This window comes from Moorena sp. SIO4A5, from assembly GCF_010672005.1.
Taxonomy (GTDB): domain Bacteria; phylum Cyanobacteriota; class Cyanobacteriia; order Cyanobacteriales; family Coleofasciculaceae; genus Moorena.
Genome location: NZ_JAAHHZ010000072.1, coordinates 12,024 through 34,746 on the forward strand (window position 1 = coordinate 12,024; position 22,723 = coordinate 34,746).

At 44.6% G+C, this 22,723-nt stretch carries 19 protein-coding genes and 2 pseudogenes; 10 read left to right on the forward strand and 11 right to left on the reverse strand.

The window, feature by feature from the left end:
- Positions 1 to 3,616 (reverse strand): filamentous hemagglutinin N-terminal domain-containing protein (locus tag F6K57_RS21305; RefSeq protein ID WP_293070537.1); only part of this gene is annotated, 3,616 nt, incomplete at its 3' end.
- Positions 3,617 to 3,988: 372 nt separating this feature from the next.
- Here F6K57_RS21305 and F6K57_RS21310 point away from each other — a divergent pair.
- Positions 3,989 to 4,756, forward strand: a complete 768-nt coding sequence (locus F6K57_RS21310) for a Uma2 family endonuclease (protein ID WP_293070539.1) — start codon at positions 3,989 to 3,991, stop codon at positions 4,754 to 4,756.
- A 3-nt stretch (positions 4,757 to 4,759) separates the two neighbouring features.
- Here F6K57_RS21310 and F6K57_RS21315 read toward each other — a convergent pair whose 3' ends face one another.
- Both F6K57_RS21315 and F6K57_RS21320 read right to left on the reverse strand, forming a co-directional pair.
- Entirely contained in the window at positions 4,760 to 5,884 is a 1,125-nt protein-coding gene (locus F6K57_RS21315; protein WP_293070541.1) for a tetratricopeptide repeat protein, read from the reverse strand.
- 338 nt (positions 5,885 to 6,222) lie between these two features.
- Entirely contained in the window at positions 6,223 to 6,345 is a 123-nt protein-coding gene (locus F6K57_RS21320; protein ID WP_008180130.1) for a hypothetical protein, read from the reverse strand.
- Positions 6,346 to 6,507: 162 nt separating this feature from the next.
- On the opposite strand from F6K57_RS21320, the gene F6K57_RS21325 reads away from it, so the two are divergent.
- The gene (locus tag F6K57_RS21325) at positions 6,508 to 6,645 is read left to right on the forward strand and encodes a hypothetical protein (protein WP_293043070.1); all 138 of its coding nucleotides are present in this window, start codon (positions 6,508 to 6,510) and stop codon (positions 6,643 to 6,645) included.
- Here F6K57_RS21325 and F6K57_RS21330 read toward each other — a convergent pair whose 3' ends face one another.
- The 6 genes from F6K57_RS21330 to F6K57_RS21355 all read right to left on the reverse strand — a co-directional run bounded on the left by F6K57_RS21330 (position 6,646) and on the right by F6K57_RS21355 (position 13,470).
- Entirely contained in the window at positions 6,646 to 7,899 is a 1,254-nt protein-coding gene (locus F6K57_RS21330) for a hypothetical protein (RefSeq protein WP_293070544.1), read from the reverse strand.
- A gap of 9 nt (positions 7,900 to 7,908) precedes the next feature.
- Positions 7,909 to 8,862 (reverse strand): hypothetical protein, encoded by a 954-nt coding sequence (locus F6K57_RS21335; RefSeq protein ID WP_293070546.1) that lies wholly within the window; start codon positions 8,860 to 8,862, stop codon positions 7,909 to 7,911.
- Positions 8,863 to 8,880: 18 nt separating this feature from the next.
- Positions 8,881 to 11,070 (reverse strand): hypothetical protein, encoded by a 2,190-nt coding sequence (locus F6K57_RS21340; protein ID WP_293070548.1) that lies wholly within the window; start codon positions 11,068 to 11,070, stop codon positions 8,881 to 8,883.
- A gap of 437 nt (positions 11,071 to 11,507) precedes the next feature.
- Positions 11,508 to 11,636, reverse strand: a complete 129-nt coding sequence (locus F6K57_RS21345) for a hypothetical protein (protein WP_293019579.1) — start codon at positions 11,634 to 11,636, stop codon at positions 11,508 to 11,510.
- 32 nt (positions 11,637 to 11,668) lie between these two features.
- A complete protein-coding gene (locus F6K57_RS21350; RefSeq protein WP_293070550.1) occupies positions 11,669 to 12,355 on the reverse strand; it encodes a response regulator transcription factor in 687 nt (228 codons plus the stop codon).
- Between the two features lie 149 nt (positions 12,356 to 12,504).
- On the reverse strand, positions 12,505 to 13,470 hold the full coding sequence (locus F6K57_RS21355; protein ID WP_293070552.1) for a glycosyltransferase: 966 nt from the start codon (positions 13,468 to 13,470) through the stop codon (positions 12,505 to 12,507).
- Positions 13,471 to 13,483: 13 nt separating this feature from the next.
- Here F6K57_RS21355 and F6K57_RS21360 point away from each other — a divergent pair, with 13 nt between their 5' ends.
- Complete coding sequence (locus F6K57_RS21360) at positions 13,484 to 13,609, forward strand: hypothetical protein (protein ID WP_293070554.1); 126 nt, start codon at positions 13,484 to 13,486, stop codon at positions 13,607 to 13,609.
- Positions 13,610 to 13,650: 41 nt separating this feature from the next.
- Here the strand turns inward: F6K57_RS21360 and F6K57_RS21365 are convergent, their stop codons facing one another.
- Together F6K57_RS21365 and F6K57_RS21370 are read right to left on the reverse strand one after the other, a co-directional pair.
- Positions 13,651 to 13,806, reverse strand: coding sequence for a hypothetical protein (locus tag F6K57_RS21365; protein WP_293070556.1), 156 nt, complete (start codon positions 13,804 to 13,806; stop codon positions 13,651 to 13,653).
- Positions 13,806 to 15,020 carry a class I SAM-dependent methyltransferase gene (locus F6K57_RS21370; protein ID WP_293070558.1) on the reverse strand — a complete coding sequence of 405 codons (1,215 nt, stop codon included), beginning with the start codon at positions 15,018 to 15,020 and terminating at the stop codon, positions 13,806 to 13,808. Before F6K57_RS21370 ends, F6K57_RS21365 begins: the two co-directional genes overlap by 1 nt.
- 691 nt (positions 15,021 to 15,711) lie before the next feature.
- Between F6K57_RS21370 and F6K57_RS21375 the strand changes: the two are divergent.
- The 7 genes and pseudogenes from F6K57_RS21375 to F6K57_RS21400 all read left to right on the forward strand — a co-directional run.
- A pseudogene (locus tag F6K57_RS21375) lies at positions 15,712 to 18,372 on the forward strand (phycobilisome rod-core linker polypeptide); the annotation flags it as partial.
- Between the two features lie 207 nt (positions 18,373 to 18,579).
- Positions 18,580 to 18,954: pseudogene (locus F6K57_RS42095) on the forward strand (phycobilisome rod-core linker polypeptide); the annotation flags it as partial.
- 747 nt (positions 18,955 to 19,701) lie between these two features.
- Complete coding sequence (locus F6K57_RS21380; RefSeq protein ID WP_008180111.1) at positions 19,702 to 20,187, forward strand: allophycocyanin subunit alpha; 486 nt, start codon at positions 19,702 to 19,704, stop codon at positions 20,185 to 20,187.
- 90 nt (positions 20,188 to 20,277) lie between these two features.
- Entirely contained in the window at positions 20,278 to 20,763 is a 486-nt protein-coding gene (gene apcB / locus F6K57_RS21385) for an allophycocyanin subunit beta (RefSeq protein WP_070394727.1), read from the forward strand.
- A 288-nt stretch (positions 20,764 to 21,051) separates the two neighbouring features.
- Positions 21,052 to 21,252, forward strand: a complete 201-nt coding sequence (locus F6K57_RS21390) for a phycobilisome linker polypeptide (RefSeq protein WP_293036843.1) — start codon at positions 21,052 to 21,054, stop codon at positions 21,250 to 21,252.
- Positions 21,253 to 21,491: 239 nt separating this feature from the next.
- On the forward strand, positions 21,492 to 21,650 hold the full coding sequence (locus F6K57_RS42100) for a hypothetical protein (protein ID WP_364303703.1): 159 nt from the start codon (positions 21,492 to 21,494) through the stop codon (positions 21,648 to 21,650).
- Positions 21,651 to 21,672: 22 nt separating this feature from the next.
- Positions 21,673 to 22,723, forward strand: a 1,051-nt coding sequence (locus F6K57_RS21400; protein WP_293070561.1) for an FtsW/RodA/SpoVE family cell cycle protein, incomplete at its 3' end; no start/stop codon positions are given.

Below are 22,723 nucleotides of genomic sequence, written 5' to 3' on the forward strand. Positions count from 1 at the left end.
TGGAACTATTCCGATTCAGGTCAACCTGTTGAGCCTCTTGTATGGTGATACTACCGGCATTCCCTATCCCAGAGGTGCTGGCAGTTATGTCAGAGTCATTGTTTAAAGTAAGCGATCGCGTTTTAATCGCAATATTGCTGTCTTTTTGGGCAACTGCACCAGTATTTACTGCTGTGGATATCGAACTATTCCGATCAAGGTTAACCTCCTGGGCATCTGGGATTGTGATACTACCTGCATCTCCGGTACCGGCAGTACTTGCTTCAATTTCCGAGGTGTTATCTAGAGATAGAGACTTGGTTTCAATATCGACATCCCCACCATTGCCAACTGCACCAGGGTTTACTGCTGTGGATATCGAACTATTGAGATCAAGGTTAACCTGTTGAGCATCTTTTATAAAGATACTACCTGCATTCCCAAGCCCAGATGTGCTGGCAGTTATTTGAGAGTCATTGTTTAAAGTAAGCGATCGCGTTTTAATATCAATCTTACCCACTTCCTCCCCTGGGCTAGGGTTTACCTTTGCACCAGCCCTTACCTCCGTTGAAATTGAGCTGTTGTCGGCAAGCTCGACAGAGTCAGCATTCTCAACAACAATGCTTCCAGAAGTTCCTGTACCAGAGGTAAATGCAGAAATCTGTCCTTGATCCTGGAGTGTCAGCTCTGGAGTATTAATCGTGATCGTTCCACCAGCCCCAGCGCCTTCAGTCTCTGCTAACAGTCCGCTATTGAGATTTGCGATCAGCACCCTGTTATCGATATTCAGGGTAATGTCACCAGCCCCACCTTCCCCAAAGGCAGTGGTGCGAAGTTGTCCACCAGTAGTAATTTCGAGAGTATTAACATCAATAGTTATCGTTCCACCGATGCCTTGACCTTCGGTAGAACTCAATACAACTGCCCCATCCCCAACAATCAAATTTTCTGTATCAATGTTAATATTCCCAGCATCGCCAAGTTCATTTGTAAAATTTTCAATGTCAATGAATTGAGAGTTAGCGAATATACCACTAGGAACTACAGTATTCTGATCATCGACAGCAGTACCAACTAACTCGACTAAGTCCGAAGCAATGGTTATATTGGCTCCCGTACCACTATTTCCTGTTGCTGCGCCAATTCTGGAGCCATCACGTACTAACAGTTGCTCGGTGTTAATCGTTAAGTCCCCAGCATTCCCTGAACCAATGGTATCAGAAGCAATCACCGCTCCATCCCCGAGAGTCAATGTGGGTGTTTTGACCTCCAACTTACCTGCCTGAGATGAGTTCAAGGTACCGGTAGCCAAAGCCGCCTTACCAGACAATGTCACTGACTCAGTAGCATTTATGGTTAAATTTCCCCCATCCCCTGGGTTTTCTAGGCTTCTGGCAACAGTTCCTGTGGTTACTCCAGCTCCATTCTGAATTGTTAAACGTTGGGTATTAATGGTTAAGTCCCCTCCCTGACCACTACCTACAGTAGCAGTCGTCAACCCCGTGGGAATATCTCTGATAGCCAAGGCTAACCGTTCGTTAGGAGTAGGGGTAAATGGACCCGTTTCGTTGCCAACAATTTCTACCGACTCAGCGTTAACAGTTAAATTTCCACTCTTGCCACGACTACCACCTAAAGCGATAGTAGTAGCTCCAGCATAACTAGGTGATTCTTGATTCTGTGATGCTTGGTTTTGGATACTCAAAGTTCTGGTGTCAATAGTTAAGTCCCCAGAATTCCCTGGTCCAATTGTAACCGTTGCCAAGCCAGACCCCTCGAAACCTAGGAGCTGTTCTACCAAGTCTGAATTGGTAAACTCGTTGACCAAATTCCCTAAATTTTTGAAGCCTGACCCTTCTCTATTAATTAATGTCACTGACTCAGGGGCATTGACAATTAAATTTCCTCCTACACCTGCCCCAGTTGTAACAGTAACAACACCAGAGTCATCCAGCAAAAAGTTGCTACCGCTGTTGAGGGTGATATTACCACCCACTATTCCAGCAGAAGCAATGAAAGAACCTGGATTGAGGGTGATGTTCTCATTGGCCAAAAACGTGACATCACCCCCATTGCCAGAGAAAGGGTTAGACGCATCATTATTTGGAATAGCAATGGTATTTACTATACCGTTGAGAGTAATGCTACCGCGAGAATCGATAGTAACTGATCCTCCCTTGGATACTTCGCCGTTCTGAATGGCTAGATTTGGCGCTAAAAAATCTAGAGTAGCTGAAACTTCAATATCTCCTGCTAGTAAGGGATTAGGCTTGTACTGATTGGTTAGTAAAACGGTTCCTGCCAACAGATCATTGAGATTAGTAAAAGCGATAGTGCCGATTTTAATATCTGCACTCGTAGCACTATCTGTAATAGTGGGTCTGCCAAAAAAGATATTCCCATTGAAAATGTCACGGAATTGCTTGCCTGTAAGTCCACGGGGATCAACTTGATTCGGATCTACTCCAGCACGAATATCAAGAGTCGGTTCAGTCTGACCGTTAATATTCACTACTGTGCCATTAGATAAGGTAATGGCTTCGGAAATAAAGTCTATTCCTTCTGTACCTGTTTCTGAGCCTGTAATGATCACAGAGCCGATCTCTACCGCTCCCCCTGCCACAATATGTAGGGAGGTGCCTAGATAGCTGTTGAAACTAACATCCCCAACTGAGCGAATAATCGGGTCATCGGGACTAAATAAATCTCCGAGACTGCCATCGAGCTGTTCAATCCGGAAACTGCCACCACTCCAATAGTGGGCATCACCTGCGACAGTATTTTGCGATCGCAAAACCAGATCCCCACCGGAAAACAGACCACTGTCTGGATGGTTCAAGGCAAATATATCCACCCCTTGATTGCCCTGAATCAATAACTTACCGCCAGCAGCGGCAATAAATGGTCGCCCGATACTATCGCGTATTTGAACTGTATCTTCTCCATGGAGTGTCACATCTCCTCCAGCAATTAGTTGACCTTGTAAGTCAAGATTGCCAGCAGCTAGGGTTAGGTCTTGCCCGACTACTAAATAACCACCGTTAGTGATTATGGGTTTGGGGTGATTCAAGCCATACTGCAATCCCGGAGTAATATTAATACTCAATAAAGGGGGGGCTTGTGGATTGGTGGCACTGAATTCTGTACCGTTGTTGAACACTAAACTATTGGCTGTACTGGCGACAAAGGAACCTGCCACATCTAACCTGGCATTCTGGCCAAACACGATGCCATTGGGATTGAGTAAAAACAGATTCGCTCCACCATCGACACCAAGAGTGCCTAGAATGTTGGAGATATTACTCCCGGTCACCCGAGAGAGAATGTTCTCGATTCCGGCTGGATTGGCAAAGTAAACCCGCTGTAGCTGACCAACATTAAAATCTTGAAAGCTGTGGAACAGGTTACTACCTCGCGCTGCTCCCCCTTCAATCAAGTCCCCTGGCTCTCCCCTAATACTTAGATTTGGTGTTACCACTGAAGATTCATTACCCAAAGTTTGATCAGGGCTAATCTGGGCTAGGGCATAATTTCCCGAAAAAGCCATCACCATCCATCCCACTAGGGTTATGGCTCCCTCAGTTAAGGGCAATATCCCTAGCCCTCTGGTTGAGGGCTTACTTTGCTGATTATTCATCTGTCCGCCTCTGCACAACTAGCTAGTTGTCTGGAGTACCTATAGCAGTCAAGGAACTTTACCTCTAGATTATTATTTATTTTCCAGGGAAAGCCAGGCAGTTTACGGAATTTTTAGGTTATTTTTAACAAAAATTTACGAAAATCGTGCGGATTGATAGTTTCGGTTTTTGATCTCTGAAACCGTTGGTATAGGGGTTATAAATGATATGTAAACTGTAATGGTCTTTTTTTTTTCTCCAATAAAACTCCGGAGCTCTTGCCTTTTGCCTCTTTTATGCAAGCCTTTTATGGCAATTACTGTGTTTACAACCCATATACAAACCCTAGATAAGATAAAATAGGCTTATCAGCTCAGGTAACAGTTTTTCCAATGGTTCAGCCGCTACAGCCGACCACCGATGACATCTTATATCCGGAAAGTGACGGCAAACCTTTGGTGGACAATACTCTTCAATTTGAACTAATTACCACCATTAAGTATGGCCTAGAAGTCCGATTCAAGGATGACCCCAATGTTTTCGTCGCTGGGGATTTGTTGTGGTATCCAGTACAAGGAAAACCAAAAATTAACCAAGCACCGGATGTGATGGTGGTTGTCGGTAGACCGAAAGGGCATCGGCGTTCCTACAAGACCTGGGTTGAAGATAATCTTAATCCCCAGGTGGTGTTTGAAATTGCATCAGAAACTAACACTATCAAAGAATTAGAAGAGGATAAACTCAAGTTTTATCAGAGCCATGAAGTAGAAGAGTACTATCTTTTTGACCCAAATCGGATAAAACTAAAAGGCTGGTTGCGTTCAGGAGAAACCTTAGAACCCATCCCTCAGATGGTAGGTTGGGTTAGTCCCCGTTTAGCAATTACCTTTGAGTTAGTAGAGTCGGAATTAGTGCTTTATTCTCCAAATGGACAGCGGTTTGCTAGCTATTTGGAAATTAGTGAGCTCAAAGATAGGGCTCAACAACAGGCAGAACAAGAACGTCAACGGGCAGAGCAAGCAGAGGAAGCTTTAGAAGAAGCACAGGAAGCTTTAAACCAAGCTCAAAAAACCTTGGCCCAAGAAAGAAGTCGTATGAAAGCATTGCGGTCGCAATTAAAAGCTAAAGGGATAGATCCAAAAGATTTGGATCTGTGCTGATCCTTAAAGAAACTCTTGCAGTTGCTTAAGCAGAGACTCGGTCTGCTCAATCCCTTCGTTATCCCGTTGAGTCTGGTAAAGTTCTAGGGCTTTTTCGATAGCAGTGAGAGCTTCGGTGACGCGAGAACGTTTTTTTAAGGCTACTGCTAGGTTATAGTGAGCTTGGGCATTTTCTGGAGCCAGTTCAATCAAACGTCTATAGGTCACTACTGCTGGTACATATTGTTCTTGGGTCAGAAGAATTTTCCCGATGTACTCCTGTGCTTCTACTAAATCAGGTTGGGCAGAAGCTGCTCGCCGAAATGCTTTGAGGGCCCTGGATAAATTCCCTCTCGATTCCAGAATTTGACCGATTTGGAGGTGAATTTCAGGATTACGAGGGGCTAATTTCACCGCTTTTTCAAAAGCCGCCAGTCCAGCCATCTCATCTCCATCTATCAACCAAGCTGTGCCCAAACTTAGTTGGATACGGGTTTCGTTCGGAGCAATTTCCGCTGCTTTTTGGAACACTTTAATGGCTTCTTCGGAATTTTCCTGCTCTAACCAGGCTGCACCGATTAACTGGTATACTGTTAGGTTGTCTGGCTCAATTTCCAGGATTTTTTCATAGGTTTCTATGGCCCCTTGATAGTCCTTTTGACGTAGCAGGGTAATGGCCAAACCAAAATAGGCGTTAATATTCTCTCGGTTCAGTCTAGTGGCACGACGATAGGCCGTAGCAGCACCAGCATTGTCCCCAGCATTGGCGAGACTGTAACCCAGTGCGTAATGGAAATTAGCATTTTCTGGCTCTAGTGCGATCGCTTTTTTGTAAGCGGCGGCAGCGTCTTGGAATTTGCCCAAACTTGCCTTTAAATAGCCAATGCCCGAAAAAATCTTAGGGTTTCTCTGCTCCAGCTTAGCTGCTTCTTTATAAACCGCAACAGCTCCCTCATAGTCCCCCGCATCTACCAACTCTCGTGCTTGATGGAGAAGGTCATTGAGGTGTTGATTATACTGCTGTCGGCTAGATACCAGAGTTGGCATTGCTTCAGCAATTTCTGGCAGGGGGGTTGCCACTACGGAAAAAAATAAGCTAAGAAGGAGGAACAAAGTTTGCTGTAGCAAGGTCAATGTTTTCATAGTCATCAGGCTCGTGTACTTTGGGAGGTTCACTTACTGATGATTTTTACCATGAACACCCGCTAATCGGGAAGGGTTAGTTGGGATAAATTTTGGTTAAGTTTTGTTAAGCTACAGGATTGTTTGGGGTCAACTTATGATAATAACCCTTCCGGCCTAGACCGGAAGGGTTATTCTTGGATGATGTCAAGTTTAATTTTAATAACCTAACAATCCTGATATAGATATATATAGTAGATGTCTTTTTTATTTATGACCCAGCTATAGCGCTATAGCTGGGTTTATTGAGTTTCAGGAAAAGTTGAACCAGGTATAGCAAACCTGATCCATATTCACAACGATAACTAGGATTGCAAAGCACCACTTTGAACCATCATCAGGATGAAAATACCAACACTGGCTACCACTAAAACCAGACCTAGAGCCACTGATTGACCCAAATGGTTGGGAGTTTGAGAAGTCTTCATATCTCTTTTTCTTTGTTAAATTTATGTATGCCGATAATGAACGATAACAAACTTTTGACAAGCTTGATAAGAAACTGCAACGTATCTTAACGTAACTTTACATAAGTTAATACTAACTAAAGTGTGGGCGTTGCTTAATAATGGAATGATTTTAAAAGTTTTGTGGAATGGGCATCTTGCCCGTTCCGCCCTTGGGTCGCACCTGTGGAATGGGCATCTTGCCCGTTCCGCCCTTGGGTCGCACCTGTGGAATGGGCATCTTGCCCGTTTGTGACGGTGGGACCCAACCTGATTACTTAATCATGGAATATAACGTTCGATGTTAGCTTCGCCCTTACCTTGGTTAACATTAACATTTACGTTCCACAACAGCACTTGCCCATCAGCACCACCACTAACTATTTTTACTTTATCCCTAGAAGAATTAGAATTGATCGCCAGTGACAAAACTGCTTTTTCATGTTTTAAATTGACATTACGTCTTAGCTCAATGTTTTTTTTGTTAGTTACATCCCACAATTGCACCTTTCCAGTCTCATCGCCAGTAACGACATAACTTCCATCAGAGCTAAGGGCAACTGATTTGACCGCAGCCTTATTTTTAATGGTATTATTAGTTTTACCTTGGGGATCTTGCACTAGCACTTTACCATGAGGATCAGCAGTTACAAAATACTCACCACCTGGGCTAATAGCAGCTAAAACAACAGTGTTTGGCTCAGAATGATTTTGTTTTCCTATCAAAAAAATATTCCGCAAAAAACCCAAAAACCCTAGAGCAATTAGCCCAATCACGCCAAAAATTATCAATCTTATTACCAATTGGGGATTATATTTTTTACTTTCGTCAAAGCTTGGGATCTCCAAGCTTGGAAAATTTTTTTGAACTGAATTCGGTGGCTCATAGGGAGAAAGGTCTTCGTTATCTCCAAGATTCGATAATCCCCGCCAAACTCCTGCTTTTTTGAGATCGTCTTGTTTCTTAATTCCGGTAACAACGACTAATGCTTCTGAAGCCGAAGCATTGCTTTTCTGAGGTAGACGGTATTCTTTAAGTTCCTCAGCAATAATTTTTCTATTATCGTCTGAGTTTTTCCCTATCATCAGATGCTTCGTTCCAGTGGAGTTCTTGGTTTGAAGCGATGCTTTGATGGCATTCTCGATTTGTTCATAAGAAATTTCAAATCCGTATTCCCCTCCTTCCTTAATAGCACTGTCAATGTCATTTGGGAATTTTCCCTCTAATGCAAGCACAGCGATTCCTCGTATTTGTTGCTCATTCTGTTCATTATCTTGAGCAATCAACGCTATAGAGTTGCGTATAGTGCGACCTCGATAATCTTTGCGTTTGCTTGCTTTCATGCCTGTGACAAGCAAAATTAAGTTACCACTCTCACGCCCTATAAAAATCGAATACGCTTGGGTTTCAAGCAATAGTTTAGATTTTTTAACCAAATCTGGTTCATCTATTGGCTTTTGTTCATGCTTTGTAATTTCTTGCCAAAAGTAATCCTGATCTTGAGACAAACCAGCACTTTGAACATAAAGTTTCATGGCTAACTCCTATTTATTAATATAAAATTTATCTTTACCTTGTATAATAGCAAAACCATGAGCTGATTTACATTTATCAGCAGACTTTTTCGCAGCTTTTAAAAGAAATTTATCCCAACCTAGCCAATGACGAATAGGATTAAACCAGCCCCATTTCGTATCGTAATGAAGTTTGAGTAGGAAACTCAAAAGATACCGTAACGGCTGATCGCTATCTTTGGGACTATATCCAGCATCATGACTAATTTTGCGAAAGTAAAAACGCGGTCTTTGATTCACTACTCTAATATTATTGAATATCACAGTTCCTACAGTTTGAATAGGTGTAATTACGCACGCAATCTTAGTCAGCAAATTTTCGCTCTTGAATAACCTCAATAATTCAGCATATTTATCTTTGATGCAGTGTAGTAACTTTGTGGCATCTTCTTCATTTTGCAAATATTTTTCACAACGAACAGGAACAAGGATAACGAGCCTAGGTTCTTTTAAATCTCCATAGCTTCTGCTAAAAATATCGCAAATCTGCTTGGGTCTGTTCATCAAATGATGCCATTTGCCGTTGGCTTCCATGAGTGCAGGAGCGTCAATAGCAATCAGAACTGCAACACATTCATGCATTATCTTTTTGACAAATTCCCCATCCTTATCATCCAGGTAGCCACCGGGAAAATCTTGAAAAGTCAGTTGTAAAGATGGTTTGTCACCAATCTTCCCTAGACCAAACTTAAAAGATTGGGGATTCTCTGTTCCTTCCAATCCTCCCGTCGCTTCAAAATCATCAAGCAGACCTTTTAGCTCTCCTAAACGCTGTTGGAGAAGTGCGGAACTTTCAGGATCGGGAGTCAGTTGCAAATCGGCTTCCTTAAACGTATCAGAGAACTGCTCATACATGGCAGTTAAAACACTTGTCTTGCCTACACCTCTATGTCCTAGCATTGTGACTTTAAGTTCTTTGGGCATTTGATTCTCCTTGTTGTGTTACTTGAATAATGACATCAACTCTTGCTGATTTAGGTTTGTTGCCTGTTCTACTGCCTCTAGCCACTCTTGGCGTACCCTCGAGCGTTCACCCAATAACTCAAATTCCTTAGGCCAGATAGAAGCGCGTTCCTGGTAAAGAAAAATTTGCCATTCATCCTTGACTGCTTCAGCACGGAGTACACGGTCAAGAAATTCTTCTACTATGGCAAAAGCAGCTTGGGAAGGTTCACAAAGAAAATCTTCTAAGGCTGTTTCGCATTGAAAAACAGCTGCTGCATGAAGTGATTCGAGATTGCTCTTGATTTGCTCTGCATTGGGAGACTTCCCAGACAGATGCAGATCAGTCCTATCAGGAGTTAATCCATTAAGACACTGGCGAATTCGGTGTTGGATAGTACCTCGATAAGAAAGCTGAAATTCAGAGAGGATTTGGAATCCAAATTTTAGTCTACTGGGTTGCCCCTCTAAAATTTGATCAGGCAGTAGGTTAGCGAGCTCTCCAAGAAAATCAGACCCTTGTGCTTCTGTGATTCCTCCTAAATGTGCCTTTACAATTAATACCTCTACTACTAGATATTTTACCCTATCCAACGATTTTTTCAAACCAGTATCTAGAGATAGAAAATGTTGTGATAGGTGAGCGCGAATTTCATTGAGGTAATCGCTATAGGCACTTGTGTAAGCCCCTTTACTATCACGCCTACTTTCAATTTCTTCCAAAGATGAGGGAATTTTGGTATCGTTATAGCAATTTTGTATAGCCTCTTCTACAGATTGTTTAAAGTCTCGGTCTTGCTCATTAATTTGGTTACTAAGTTGTTTAAGTAGTTTTTCAAGACCGCTGGTCAAATCGTCCCAAAGCCCATTAAACAATGGGATGAATTCAACCATCTCTCCTGAAATTTTTCCTTGTCCTAATGCTTGACGGGCTTTATCTAACTCAGCCACCACTGATGTTTGGATTTGCTTGATTCGATCCTGACAAGCAGAGGCATATTGCTGATCTAGGTCAGTAATTGTTTTAGCTAAGTAGTTAAGAATCGGATCTAAAACCTGATCGTTAGCCTCTTGAGCTTCAGCGCAGTTAGCTATGACACAGTCTGCAACATTGATGTGTTTGTTGGTAATGTCGGTTTTCAATTGTTGGCAGAGTTGTAAGTTACTCTCATCACTCAGTTTGTTGAGAACCATAAAAGACCATAGTGGCAGGGGCAGATCATTCAAAGCTCTATAGGCTGTGTCGTACAGTTGCACATCAACGTCCCCCCAAAAGTCCCCTGTACTCTTTGGCATCCGGACAAATAGCACTGCATCAATATCCTCACCAATGGTTTTTACCATCCTCTTTTCATCACCAATTCCTGTATCTCCTAATCCCGGCATATCAACTAAAGCAATCTTTCCAAGATCATCCTTGGGAAACTTGCAGATAATTCTGACCTCTCGAACTGCCAGATAGTTGAAATAAATACGCTCCCCTTGGAGGTTGTCTTGGGCTACATATTCTCGAATCTCTTCTTTCTTGATCTGGCGTGGGGAAGGGGCTTGCAACAGGAGACGATATTTATCTACATTCTCATGATATTGGCGTAGATGTTCATATTTGGCCTTAACCTCTGCACCCTTAAGGTCGTTCGGTAGCGAAGGCAGGTCTTTTTTGGCAAAATCATCGATATCAATTGGTTTAGTTCCCAATTTTAACTGCTCATAGTAAGGAGCAATAACCTCATCCATAAAAGTACGGTCTGTATAGAACAAGACCTCACCATATGTTTCAACATTTGGGTTATGGTGAATCTTGCTGCGAACCCCCGTACAGTGTTGACCGCTGCCATCAGGAATTTCTGCTGCAGTCAATCCAGTTAAACTTTGTAATAAACGACTCTTACCCTGTCTTGCTCGTCCAATCACACCGATGTTAAGAGTATCTCGCGAGAAACGAGTTTTGAGTTTAGCCAGTGCTTGTAACTCAGATACAAGATCCTGCTGAATCTTGGAAAAATCGATTTCCTTCAAGCGTCCATTTATGCTTGGTTCATCAACCTTTTCCAGTAGCTGTTGGCGATAATTGTCGAGATAGCTAAGTTTAGAATAAAGAGAGTTTAAATTTACTCCGACCTCTTCAATTCTATTAGCCAAAGGTTGGCGCTTTTCAAGAATATAGGCAATTTTAGCAGTTCTGTCCATAGGTTATATATCCAATTAATTACAGTCCAAGTTTAGCTACCGAGTGTTATCCAGTTACTCTGGGAAATATCACATCAAAATTGCGATCGCTGCACCTAAATTTTGTCAACCAACTTCAGTAGGTTAGTTTATGCAATAACTCATCGCGTTCGTTAAGATACTCTTATATTGCTGTAATGTCGTTAGCAGAGCCTTGTAATGGATCCACTTTAAGAACTGAATCCGGTGGGTAGTGATCGATCCCCACTAGCAAGGCATAAATCCTATTAACCATCGTTTCCTGCGATATTGGCTAAATATTTGTGGGTTTAATTATTACTCTGAGTGATTGGTACTTTTTATGCAGGGAGCGGTTTTTTGTAACATAAATTTACAAAACCTGACGGATAGGATAGCGTTTCCTAGTCTAGTCAGGTACATCTAAATTTTCGGCATTGCTAATGGCGTTGCTTACGGCGGTTTGCATAACTGTTAGGTACACATTGTTTCTCCACTTCCGACTTCCGACTTCCCTCTTCCCTGCTCCCTGCTCCCTGCTCCCTAAAAGCCAGAACTTTGTACCTCATGATTATGAGAATTGCTATAAATGCTTTATCCTCTATTTCGTTAAACCATGTTCCAAAGCATAGCGAACTAACTCGGTACGACTATTGGTTCCCGTTTTGCTAAACAAACGACTAACGTATTTCTCAACATTACGAACACTAGTCTCTAAACGTCGGGCAATTTCTTTATTCATTAGCCCTTGGGCAACCAAATCTAAGACACTCTGCTCTCTAGCGGTAAAATCAATGCGCAAGGGTGGAGGAGTTTGGACAATCCCATGCTTCTGGTCTAACATTGCGCGAATTTCAGCCACTTGCTTGGCTATCTTTTCAAGCTCTGTACTCCCTACACTATCTTCCGAGTTAGCAGCGCGACGCTCCAAGAGGTTTTGAACAATAGCGACTAATTCATCTGGATCAAAGGGCTTCGGTAGGTACGCATCACAACCGGCCTGATAACCCTGAATTCGATCTGAGGTCATGCCACGGGCGGTCAGAAACACCACTGGCAGTGCTTTAAAACGGGGGTCATCTCGAAGCTGCTGTAGGAATTGATACCCATCCACTTTAGGCATCATGATGTCAGAAATTACTAGTTCGGGTGTGCTCTGCTGTAACATCTGCCAAGCATCATTAGCATTGCTGGCAACCTGTACGGTAAAACCAAATTCTGCCAAATACTCTTTCACTGCTTCCCTTACTCCTGGTTCGTCGTCTACCAATAAGAGTTTTGCTGACATCGCTAATTCCTTAACCCCTACTAGCCTTAGTGTAGCGCAATGTAGTGCAATTTACTGGTTATTAGTGATTTGTGATTAATCGAGAATCGGGAATCGGGAATCGGGAATCGGGAATCGGGAATCGGGAATCGAGAATCGGGATGCAGCTATCAGCTTCCATGGGAAAACCACTCTATCTGATCGGCTTTGTCTGGCAGCCGGGCTTCCTGTTGTCCCTTTGCCCTTGCCCAAGTTCCAAATAGACCAATCGGTGTGCTGATTAACTCAATCGGATCGGTTTTGCCTGCGATCGCCTTAATACTATTGCGCGGTAGTTCTTTCAGCAACCAACGACTGATCCGATACAGATATTCCCTTGGTGGAATATCCCGCATCAAGGGCACACCATGGAGCTGATGTAAGTAACGGTTAGAGCGACCATAGCGATGCCATTGACTGTGATACTCCCGAAAGGTGGAACGGTGTCGGTGCTCTACTATGGCGGTTGGGGCAAGGTGTAATTGCCACTTGCTTTGCTTTTGAATACGCCAGCAGATATCAGCATCACCACCAGTGGTCAGGTAAGGACGGAACAATCCCACTTCCTCTAATGCTTGCCGTCGGATTGCTAGGTTAGCGGTTTGACCGTAGGGACAATAGGAATGGTTTAAGGTATGTTCCTGAGATAGAACATTATGGTACTCAGCGTGTTTTTCTAGCCAGGTTTTACCGGGCAAGCCGATGATTTGACCAGCAACAATACCAATACTAACCTTAGCAAAGGGTGAGACCAGGTCTGCTAACCAATGGGGTTTGGGACGACAGTCTGCATCAGTAAAGGCAATTATTTCCCCCGAAGCCGCTCGAATTCCTTTGTTACGCGCGGCATAGGAGCTTTGAATCTGGTCTTCTAGGATGTAGTGGAAGGTTATGCCCTCAGATGCTCCCTCAGTAACAGCAGTTTCGATGAGTGAGGCTGTGCGATCGCGGCTATTATTATCCACTAACAGATACTCTACTTGGTCAGTGGGATAGGTCTGTGCCTGTAAACAACGGACTAAGTCTGGTAAATCTGCTTCACCGTTGTAGATTGGTACAACTACTGAAACCTTGGGCAAACATTTGTCATTTGTCATCGGGTAATGGCTAATGGCAGAAGTGTTGAACAGGGAATCGGGAATCGGGAATCGGGAATCGGGAATTGGGAATCGGGAATCGGGAATCGGGAATCGGGATAGAGCTATCAGCTATCAGTTATCAGCTATCAGCTTTTGAATAAAACAGGTAAGCATTGGTTTAATCTGAGTGAAGTCACCTCACAGGCTAGAAGCCTGTTCCACAAAGCTGTTCGCGTAGCGTGGCCTTTGGCCAAGGCTGACCGCTGACCGCTGACCGCTGACCGCTGACCGCTGACCGCTGACCGCTGACCGCTGACCGCTGACCGCTGACCGCTGACCGCTGACCGCTTGCATTATCTATCAATGTTGAGCATAATCAACTGGCGTTGGAGTAGCGATCGCACTCCATCTAAATCGAAGTTAACATGCTTGATAATTTCTGCTACAGTTTGGGATTGGGATGAGTTGTCGGCTGAGTTACCATTCTGGTCACAGGCTTCGAGAAACTTAAATTCTTCGTCTGATAGCTTAACCAGCTGGTAATCATAGTCAAATAGGGACTTACTTGGCCAACCAGTCATACAAGGGTGCCGTTCTGGAATTGCTGCTAACATGTCGTTATCTTCTGACCAATCTACCCGCTCTAAGGGAGGACGGGTCAGGAAAAACTCATAATGAGTCAGTTCGGGATCTAATAATTCAATTAACCGATATAGCTCCCGTTCACTGAGACCTTCTGAGCGTGCCATTAACTCTGGATTTTTGCCAAATAAGCGCTCTTTCTGCCAGTAGCGGGGATTGGAAAACCCAAGAAACTCTAAGCCAGCGGCATCGATCAGTTCAAATAGGGTTTCAATGTTATAGTCAATCTCTTGGGGATGAACGTACATATCCGCGAAGCATTCATCCTGATGGTTTTCCAAAGCCCAACGTTCCCGGTCTCGCTTGACAATTCGGTTGTTTTCTGGTAATGCTTCAAATAATTGACGACCTACTTTCACCCCATCCTGGTAGTCTCCCTGGTTTTGACCCTGCAAAAGTGCGATCGCTTGCTGCATCAACTGGATTTCCCAGCGTCCTAATTCAGCATAGACAAAGATATGAAATAAGCCTCCCGGTGCTAGTTTCTTAGCTATCGATTGAATCCCACGGATCGGGTCTGGCAAGTGATGTAACACTCCTACACAGTTAATTAGATCGAACTGACCCTCGATTTGGTCAACATCATACAAGCTCAAGTGATGAAACTCGACCCGATCAGCACCTGAGCGGCGACAGCGTTCCTGGGCTACCTTCAAGGCCCCAGCACTAATATCAATCCCCACTACTGAGGCTTGGGGATTGAGGTGAACCAGATACTCTGTGCCTACCCCTGTTCCACAACCAGCATCTAGAATCCGAATCTCCTCTCTTTGGGGTGTTTGCCCAGTACAAAAACTATAAGCAGCTCGCCAATTCCAGCGCCAGTTGTATCCAGGAGGTGGCTCATCGAGTAAGGGTTCTGGGGGAAAAGGGTAGGTATCGTAGAGGCGCTCAACGGCAGCAGCGGTTTCTTGAGAGGTTTTCATCACAAAACTTTACAAAAGTTAATTATTCGGAGAAATTTTTTACGAAAATAAAGTATAATTTCGAGGGTTTACTGGGATCAATGGCCATCAATCCTGAACTGGATCCCCTAAATTCTATACAATTCTTAATAAATAAACCGTAGAGATCAGAAAAGTTTTAATCTAAAAGCTAGTCGAGTTTAGCAGTCAGCACCCCGCTCTGAAAAGACGGGGCTTTGTGCGAAGCACACGCTTACACGAACGAGCCTCTTTATTTAGATAGCTGACCAGCCTAAGTCTTACGAGGACTACGTTATCGATAAGAGTTAAAGTTCCTACCTTGGGATGCGTGCCAGTCTCAAGCTCTAGAACCGGATGGTTAAACAGTTGTACGAGGGGTAAGACAGTGCCATCTGGAGAGTACCGATCGATAACATTGGCGAGGCAAACTTAACCCCAGAAATGGGAGTTTTGAGGGATTTTTTAATCCCTCACCCTGAAAAGGGTGGTTTGACGACGGTTAAAACCGCTCGTGTCGTTTTTCCTCCCCGGTCATTAGACGTGGGGCTTGTTCTACTCCCGTCTTTCTTCGTGAGATTGGATAGGACTAACATCAAATGCCTACCCACCAAATGGGTGTCTAAAACGTGTTTATTAACTGCGGCATAAGTCCGCAATGACAGCATAAAAATTTAGGAGCTTTAACAAACCAATGAGTGTCAAGGCAAGTGGTGGAAGCTCAGTTGCCCCTGTGCAACTCTATCAAACTGTCCCATCTGCAACCATTATCCAAGCAGAACAGCAAGACCGCTTCTTAGGAAATGGAGAGATCAACGAGCTACTGGATTACTTCCGTTCTGGAGAAAAGCGTTTAGCAATTGCTGATCTGATCACCAAAAACTCAGACCTAATCGTATCCAAGGCGGCTAACCGGATTTTTGTGGGTGGTTCCCCAATGGCTTTCCTGGAAAAGCCTAAGGAAGAACCTGCCCTAGTAGGGGCTGGGGCTGCAGGGGTTCCCGACACCAAAACCTTGGGAACTAGTACCTTTGTCGAGAGTGGAGGTGGATTATTTTCGGGCTTCCGCGCTCTGTTTAGTTCTCCGACTGGACCAACCCCAGCGAGTTTCCGTCCCATCGACATCAACCGCTATGGCCCGAGGAATATGCAAAAGTCCTTGCGGGACCTATCTTGGACGTTGCGCTATATCACTTACGCCATTGTTGCTGGTGATCCCAACATCCTAGTGGTTAATGTTCGAGGTTTGCGGGAAGTCATTGAAAATGCTTGTTCAGCTGATGCCACAATCGTGGCAATCCAGGGAATGCGGGCGGCTTCACTAGATTATTTCAAAGGTGATCAGTCGGCACAGGAGATTGTTGCCCAGTACTTTGACATTACCCTGAACGAATTTAAAGCTGCTACACCCTCCGATAAACTGCGGCAACGCCCTTCGATAGACCAACAAGGGCTGCAATTGCCCCAAAGTTACTTTAATGCAGCCGAGCGGCGTCCTAAGTTTGTGATGAAGCCCGGTCTGTCATCCTCAGAAAAAACTGAGGTAGTTAAAGCTGCCTACCGGCAAATATTTGAGCGTGACATTACCCGCGCCTACGGTTTGTCGATTTCTTATCTAGAATCTCTAGTGAAAAACGGGAACATTTCCATGAAGGAGTTTGTTCGCCGTTTGGGCAAATCTGAACTATACCGGAAGCAATTCTTTGAACCTTTTATCAATAGTCGGGCCTTAGAACTGGCTTTCCGCCATTTCCTAGGTAGGGGTCCATCTTCAAGGGAAGAAGTGCAAAGCTACTTCTCCATTGTTTCCGATGGTGGTCTACCCGCTCTAGTAGATGCCCTGGTGGATTCTGAGGAATACTCGGATTACTTTGCCGAAGAAACGGTTCCCTATCTGAGGGGTTATGGTCAAGAGGCTCAAGAATGCCGCAACTGGGGGATGCAGCAAGATTTATTGCGCTATAGTGCTCCCTTCCGTAAGGATGCCCAGTTTCTCAATACCTTTGCCAAATACGAGCAACCCCTACCTGACCAACATGTCTATGGTTCTGGTAATGACTCCTTGGAAATTCAGTTTGGGGCAATTTTCCCGAAAGAAACCCGGAATCCTACTACCACCCCCGCTCTCTTTGGCAAAGATACTAAACGCCTGCTGATCCACCAAGGCCCAGGGATCAATAACCAAAATAGTAATCCAGGGGCAAGGGGTATGTCCCCCGGTTCCCTTGGCTCTAAGGTGATCCGCCTTGACCAGATCCCTAGTACACAAGACAAGAGTATCAAATTTGCCGAAAGCTCTACTCAAAGGGTAATTCGTGCCTGTTACCTTCAAGTGTTTGGCTTTATGCCCTATGAAGGTGAACGGCTGACTTCAGCAGAAGCTCGGCTGGAAAACGGTGAAATTACCGTCCGCGAGTTTATCCTAATGCTGGCGAAGTCTGATGGTTTCCGCAAACGTTACTGGACACCATTGTATGTGGTCAAGGCAATAGAATATATCCACCGACGTTTGCTCGGTCGTCCTAGCTATGGGCGCTCCGAGATGAACAGTTACTATGATGTTGCCTATAAAAAAGGTTTCTACGGTGTAGTAGAGGCAATTGTCAACACAAAAGAGTACTCTGAGGCATTTGGGGAAGATACGGTTCCCTATGAGCGCTATGTGACGGCAGCTGGTTTAAAAATGCGCACCGGAGTGTCTGGTAGCGTGACATCAGCAATGGCAATCATGGGTGAGGAGAAAGTACCTCGCTTTGTTGAGCTGGGTATGGGCAAAGACATGCTCACCGAACCGGAAGTTGAATTCCGGATTAATCAGGGGGTCAGTGTACAGCGTGAACAAACCAAGATCTTTAAGCTGATTGACCTTAATGATAAGCCAGCCTTGAAAGTCCTGATTGGAGCAGCTTATCGGCAGATATTTGAGCGGGATCTTGAACCCTATGTGATCAGAGCAGCATTCACCTCCCTGGAAAGCCGACTGAGTAATGGCGAAATTAATCTCAAGGAGTTTATTGAAGCCTTAGGTTGTTCTGATCTCTACATCAAAGAGTTCTACACCCCCTACCCCAACACCAAGGTGATTGAGCTGGGTACCAAGCACTTCCTAGGACGTGCCCCCTTAACTCAAAAGGAAATCCAGACCTACAACGCAATTCTAGCCTCTGAAGGGATTCGGAGCTTTATTGGCGCAATGGTCAATGGCATGGAATATGCTCAGGCATTTGGAGAAGATACTGTCCCTTACCGCCGCTTCCCCACCTTACCAGCTGCTAATTTCCCGAACACCGAGAAGCTGTATAATCAGCAGACCAAGCAGAATAGTGATGTGGTGGTACCAAGCTTTGATCCAGTCGAGCCTCGCATGGATTCGTCTAAGCTACCTTTGACCGGAAAAGCGATCGCAGATATGGCTGCCCAAAAGTGGGAGATGGCTACCAACCCCTCCGAGCTGGCCAAGGTAGGTCGTTCCTCTAATCGGAACCAACCAACCTTGAATCCTAAATCTGCTAAGCCAACACGGATTTTCCGCATCACCCCAAACATTTCTCAGGTCGAAAGCGCAGTGGTGATTGATTCCATTTATGACCAGGTCCTGGATTTATTCGGTGAACCAGTACCACCAAAATACCGGCAACAGCATCTAGACAGTCAACTGCGCAATGGGGAAATTTCCGTGCGGCAGTTTGTTAAAGCCTTGGCGAGTAGTAACACCTATAGTCAGCGGTTTTACCAGGCTTATCCCCCTGCGAAAGTAGTTGAGTTATTGTTCCGGCACTTACTCGGACGTACCCCTAACACTCACGGTGAGGTTCAAACCTACCAGCAGCTGTTGGCGGGACAGGGTCTAGAAGCTGCAGTAACCGCTATGGTTGATAGTTCAGAATACTCCCGCTTCTTTGGTGAAGACTTAGTCCCCTATCAGCGGGTTAGTTAGCAAAAAGTCTGAATTATGAAGGTTGGAAGTTGAACGCGATCGCGTGGCCTATTGGCCAAGGTTGGGAGGTTGAAGGTTGAAGGTTGAAGGTTGAAGGTTGAAGGTTGAAAATTAAAGGTTGAAGGTTGAAGGTTGAAGGTTGAAGGTTGAAAATTAAAGGTTTGGAGGTTTGGAGGTTTAAAGGCTGTCGGTAGGTTGGACTAGCCTTAAAGGTTCAACTTTCAACCCCCAAACCTGATCAAGCCGGAATAGCAACCCCAAACTAAAATTACTTTGCCATCACTGAGGTACAGTCAATTTTCGCAATCCCTACTCCCTACTCCCTACTCCCTACTCCCTACTCCCTTAACTAAGGCCACTAACCTGTAACTCACCCTTCATACTTCATACTTCATACTTCATACTTGATTAGGGAAAATGTTACGATGTGTTGCGAAGCTGGGAAAAATGTCAACAATCTGTAGCAAAATATTCCCGGAAGCTAGGTTTATGATTAACCTGCTTTGATTTAGGCTTTGATTTAGGCCTTTAATTTAGGCAGGGTTAGCCAAACCAAGTTTTGCTGGGACGTGCGTCGGCGCTCTGTGCTGACGGCGTATCGAGAACGGCGATTTACCCGGCACATTGCGAGTAACTGCAATGGGACAGAAGCTCTAATTACACCGCAAGGTTAGTTAGAGAGCGTTCATTTTTGGAAATGCCGGTTTACACAAACCTGGTGATATTTTTTTCTGGAGGAATCCATCTATGAGTATTGTCACGAAATCCATCGTGAATGCAGATGCTGAGGCTCGCTATCTGAGCCCTAGTGAATTAGACGGTATCAAAAGCTTTGTTACTTCTGGTGAGCAGCGCTTACGTATCGCTCAAACCTTAACAGGCTCCCGTGAGACAATTGTTAAGCAAGCTGGAGACCAACTATTCCAAAAGCGTCCAGATGTTGTCTCTCCTGGTGGTAACGCCTACGGTCCGGAAATGACCGCTACTTGCCTGCGGGACATGGATTACTACCTACGCTTGATTACCTACGGTATTGTGGCTGGTGATACCACACCAATTGAAGAAATTGGTCTAGTAGGTGCTAAGGAAATGTACAAGTCTTTAGGTACCTCCATTGATGCTGTTGCCGAAAGCGTCCGTTGCATGAAGGGTATCGCTACTGGCATGATGTCTGGAGACGATGCTGCTGAAGCTGGCTCTTACTTCGACTATGTGATTGGTGGATTGTTGTAGGGCAATAAATACCCCTTGGCCTAGTGTTCTGAGGCAAGTCTGTCTGTAGAACCGATAATCACAACTTGAGTTAAATAAGGAAATAGAATCATGCAAGACGCAATTACTGCTGTTATCAACTCTGCGGACGTCCAAGGTAAATATCTAGACGACTCCGCTATGGAAAAGCTCAAGGGCTATTTCCAAACTGGTGAGCTGCGGGTACGTGCAGCAACTGCCATTAGTGCTAATGCTGCTACCATCGTTAAGGAAGCAGTTGCTAAAACCCTGTTGTATTCCGACAGCACTCGTCCTGGTGGCAATATGTACACCACTCGCCGCTACGCAGCTTGTATCCGTGACATGGATTACTTCTTGCGTTATGCTACCTATGCCATGTTAGCCGGTGACCCATCTATCCTTGATGAGCGCGTACTCAATGGCTTGAAGGAAACCTACAACTCCCTTGGTGTTCCCATTGGCAATACCACCAATTCCATCCAAGGCATGAAGGAAGTTACCGCTAGCTTAGTTGGTCCTGATGCTGGTAAGGAAATGGGTGTATACTTTGACTACATCTGCTCTGGCTTAAGCTAAGTTAGCTAGTGTTGATGGAATTCGCCAGCCTGTAGTTGTCTGTGTAATTAAGGTCTGGGAAGTTGATTGTGAGTGCTAGCTTGTTAAAGGCGAATCTGGCTCACGTTAGTTAAGCAGCAGATGAGTTTTGACAGTCTAGTATTGACAATTAACTCCCAGACTTTGGAATAGTTGAGATATTCGATTAACGAATTTGTTCCCTCGCTATAGGCGGTAGGGATTTTTTATCCATCTTGGAATCAAACGAAAATTAAAATTTTCTGGAATTTTACTAGGAGAAATAACCTCATGCGGACGTTTGAAATAACTGCTTGTGTGCCAAGCCAAAGCAGAATTAGGACACAACGGGAGTTACAGAATACTTTTTTTACCAAGCTCGTTTCCTACGAGAACTGGTTCCGTGAGCAGCAGCGCATCCAGAAAATGGGTGGCAAAATTATTAAAGTTAAGCTGGCAACTGGTAAGCAAGGTACAAACACCGGTTTGTAAGGATTTTTCGATAATAGCTGTTTATCAAAAAAAAAATTTCAGGGGGTCTACTAGGACCCCTTTGTGATTTTTGGTTCAAAATGGGGGGATGGAAACAGAAGCAAGAGAGGGCCAACAACTACATAACCAAATAACCTTGGCCAAAAGGCCACGCGATCGCTGAAAGCGGGACTTCGTCCATCGCGTTCAACCACATAACCTTCAAGCACATAACTTTCAACCACATAACCTTCAACCACATAACCTTCAACCACATAACCTTCAACCACATAACCTTCAACCACATAACTTTCAACCACATAACCTTCAACCACATAACCTTCAACCACATAACCTTGGCCTTGGCCTATTGGCCACGCGGGGCGCGTTTGGCCACGGGATCGCGTTCAACCACATAACCTTTAACCAACCTGATGAAACGTGGCTCTACGTAACCTGATTCTATTATTTAATCCCTCCACTACAGACTGGGCAGTAACTGCTCGGTTACTGAAGTGGTTAACGTTTCTATGGCTGTTGATCGGAATAGTAATTCTGTTCTCAGCTTCTTATGCGATCGCAGATGTCGAGTTAGGGGATGGAACATACTACGTCAAGCGACAGCTGATGTGGGTAGTCTTGGGTTTAGTGGGATTTAACCTATTGGTGCGATCACCGTTGCGTTATTTGCTAAAAATCAGCCATTGGTTGGTCTTGGTGCTCTTGGTGCTGCTGTTATTGACTTTAATTCCTGGTGTGGGAACAACGGTTAATGGGGCAACTCGCTGGTTATCTTTCGGTTCGGTTCCCCTGCAACCTTCAGAGTTAATGAAGCCGTTTCTAGTGTTACAAGCAGCTCGGGTATTTGGGCAGTGGGACCGGCTTCAGTGGCGGACCCGTTTCACGTGGCTGGGGATTTTTATGGTGGTGTTGGTGGGAATTTTGTTACAGCCTAATCTGAGTACAACAGCACTTTGTGGGATGACCTTGTGGCTAGTTGCTCTAGCAGCAGGGTTACCGTTTTCTTACTTGGGAGGTACAGCATTTGGTGGTGTCCTGCTGGCAGTACTCAGTATCAGCATCAAGGATTACCAACGGCGTCGGGTGATGTCATTCCTAAATCCTTGGGCTGATCCGATGCGAGATGGATACCAATTGGTTCAAAGTCTTCTGGCTATTGGCTCCGGTGGGACTTGGGGCTCTGGCTTTGGGTTATCCCAACAAAAGTTATTCTATTTACCCATTCAACACACTGATTTTATCTTTTCTGTCTTTGCTGAGGAATTTGGCTTTGCTGGTAGTATAGCGCTAATGTTATTGTTGATGACATACATGACCCTAGCGGTGATTGTAGCTATTAAGGCCAGAAACCGAGTCTATCAGTTAATCGCGATTGGGGCAATGCTGTTTATTGTCGGACAGTCTCTGTTAAATATTGGTGTTGCTTCTGGGGCTCTTCCCACTACTGGTTTACCCTTCCCATTCTTTAGTT

Bases quoted from the DNA above. Each gene is read 5' to 3' on its own strand.
- F6K57_RS21315 (WP_293070541.1), bottom strand. From the start codon at position 5,884: ATGACTATGAAAACATTGACCTTGCTACAGCAAACTTTGTTCCTCCTT.
- F6K57_RS21345 (WP_293019579.1), bottom strand. From the start codon at position 11,636: ATGAGGTACAAAGTTCTGGCTTTTAGGGAGCAGGGAGCAGGGAGCAGG.
- F6K57_RS21390 (WP_293036843.1), top strand. From the start codon at position 21,052: ATGCGGACGTTTGAAATAACTGCTTGTGTGCCAAGCCAAAGCAGAATT.
- F6K57_RS21335 (WP_293070546.1), bottom strand. From the start codon at position 8,862: ATGCCCAAAGAACTTAAAGTCACAATGCTAGGACATAGAGGTGTAGGC.
- F6K57_RS21320 (WP_008180130.1), bottom strand. From the start codon at position 6,345: ATGAAGACTTCTCAAACTCCCAACCATTTGGGTCAATCAGTGGCTCTA.
- F6K57_RS21360 (WP_293070554.1), top strand. From the start codon at position 13,484: ATGGCAGAAGTGTTGAACAGGGAATCGGGAATCGGGAATCGGGAATCG.
- F6K57_RS21365 (WP_293070556.1), bottom strand. From the start codon at position 13,806: ATGCAAGCGGTCAGCGGTCAGCGGTCAGCGGTCAGCGGTCAGCGGTCA.
- F6K57_RS21310 (WP_293070539.1), top strand. From the start codon at position 3,989: ATGGTTCAGCCGCTACAGCCGACCACCGATGACATCTTATATCCGGAA.
- F6K57_RS21355 (WP_293070552.1), bottom strand. From the start codon at position 13,470: ATGACAAATGACAAATGTTTGCCCAAGGTTTCAGTAGTTGTACCAATC.
- F6K57_RS21380 (WP_008180111.1), top strand. From the start codon at position 19,702: ATGAGTATTGTCACGAAATCCATCGTGAATGCAGATGCTGAGGCTCGC.
- F6K57_RS21370 (WP_293070558.1), bottom strand. From the start codon at position 15,020: ATGAAAACCTCTCAAGAAACCGCTGCTGCCGTTGAGCGCCTCTACGAT.
- apcB (WP_070394727.1), top strand. From the start codon at position 20,278: ATGCAAGACGCAATTACTGCTGTTATCAACTCTGCGGACGTCCAAGGT.
- F6K57_RS21350 (WP_293070550.1), bottom strand. From the start codon at position 12,355: ATGTCAGCAAAACTCTTATTGGTAGACGACGAACCAGGAGTAAGGGAA.
- F6K57_RS21340 (WP_293070548.1), bottom strand. From the start codon at position 11,070: ATGGACAGAACTGCTAAAATTGCCTATATTCTTGAAAAGCGCCAACCT.
- F6K57_RS21330 (WP_293070544.1), bottom strand. From the start codon at position 7,899: ATGAAACTTTATGTTCAAAGTGCTGGTTTGTCTCAAGATCAGGATTAC.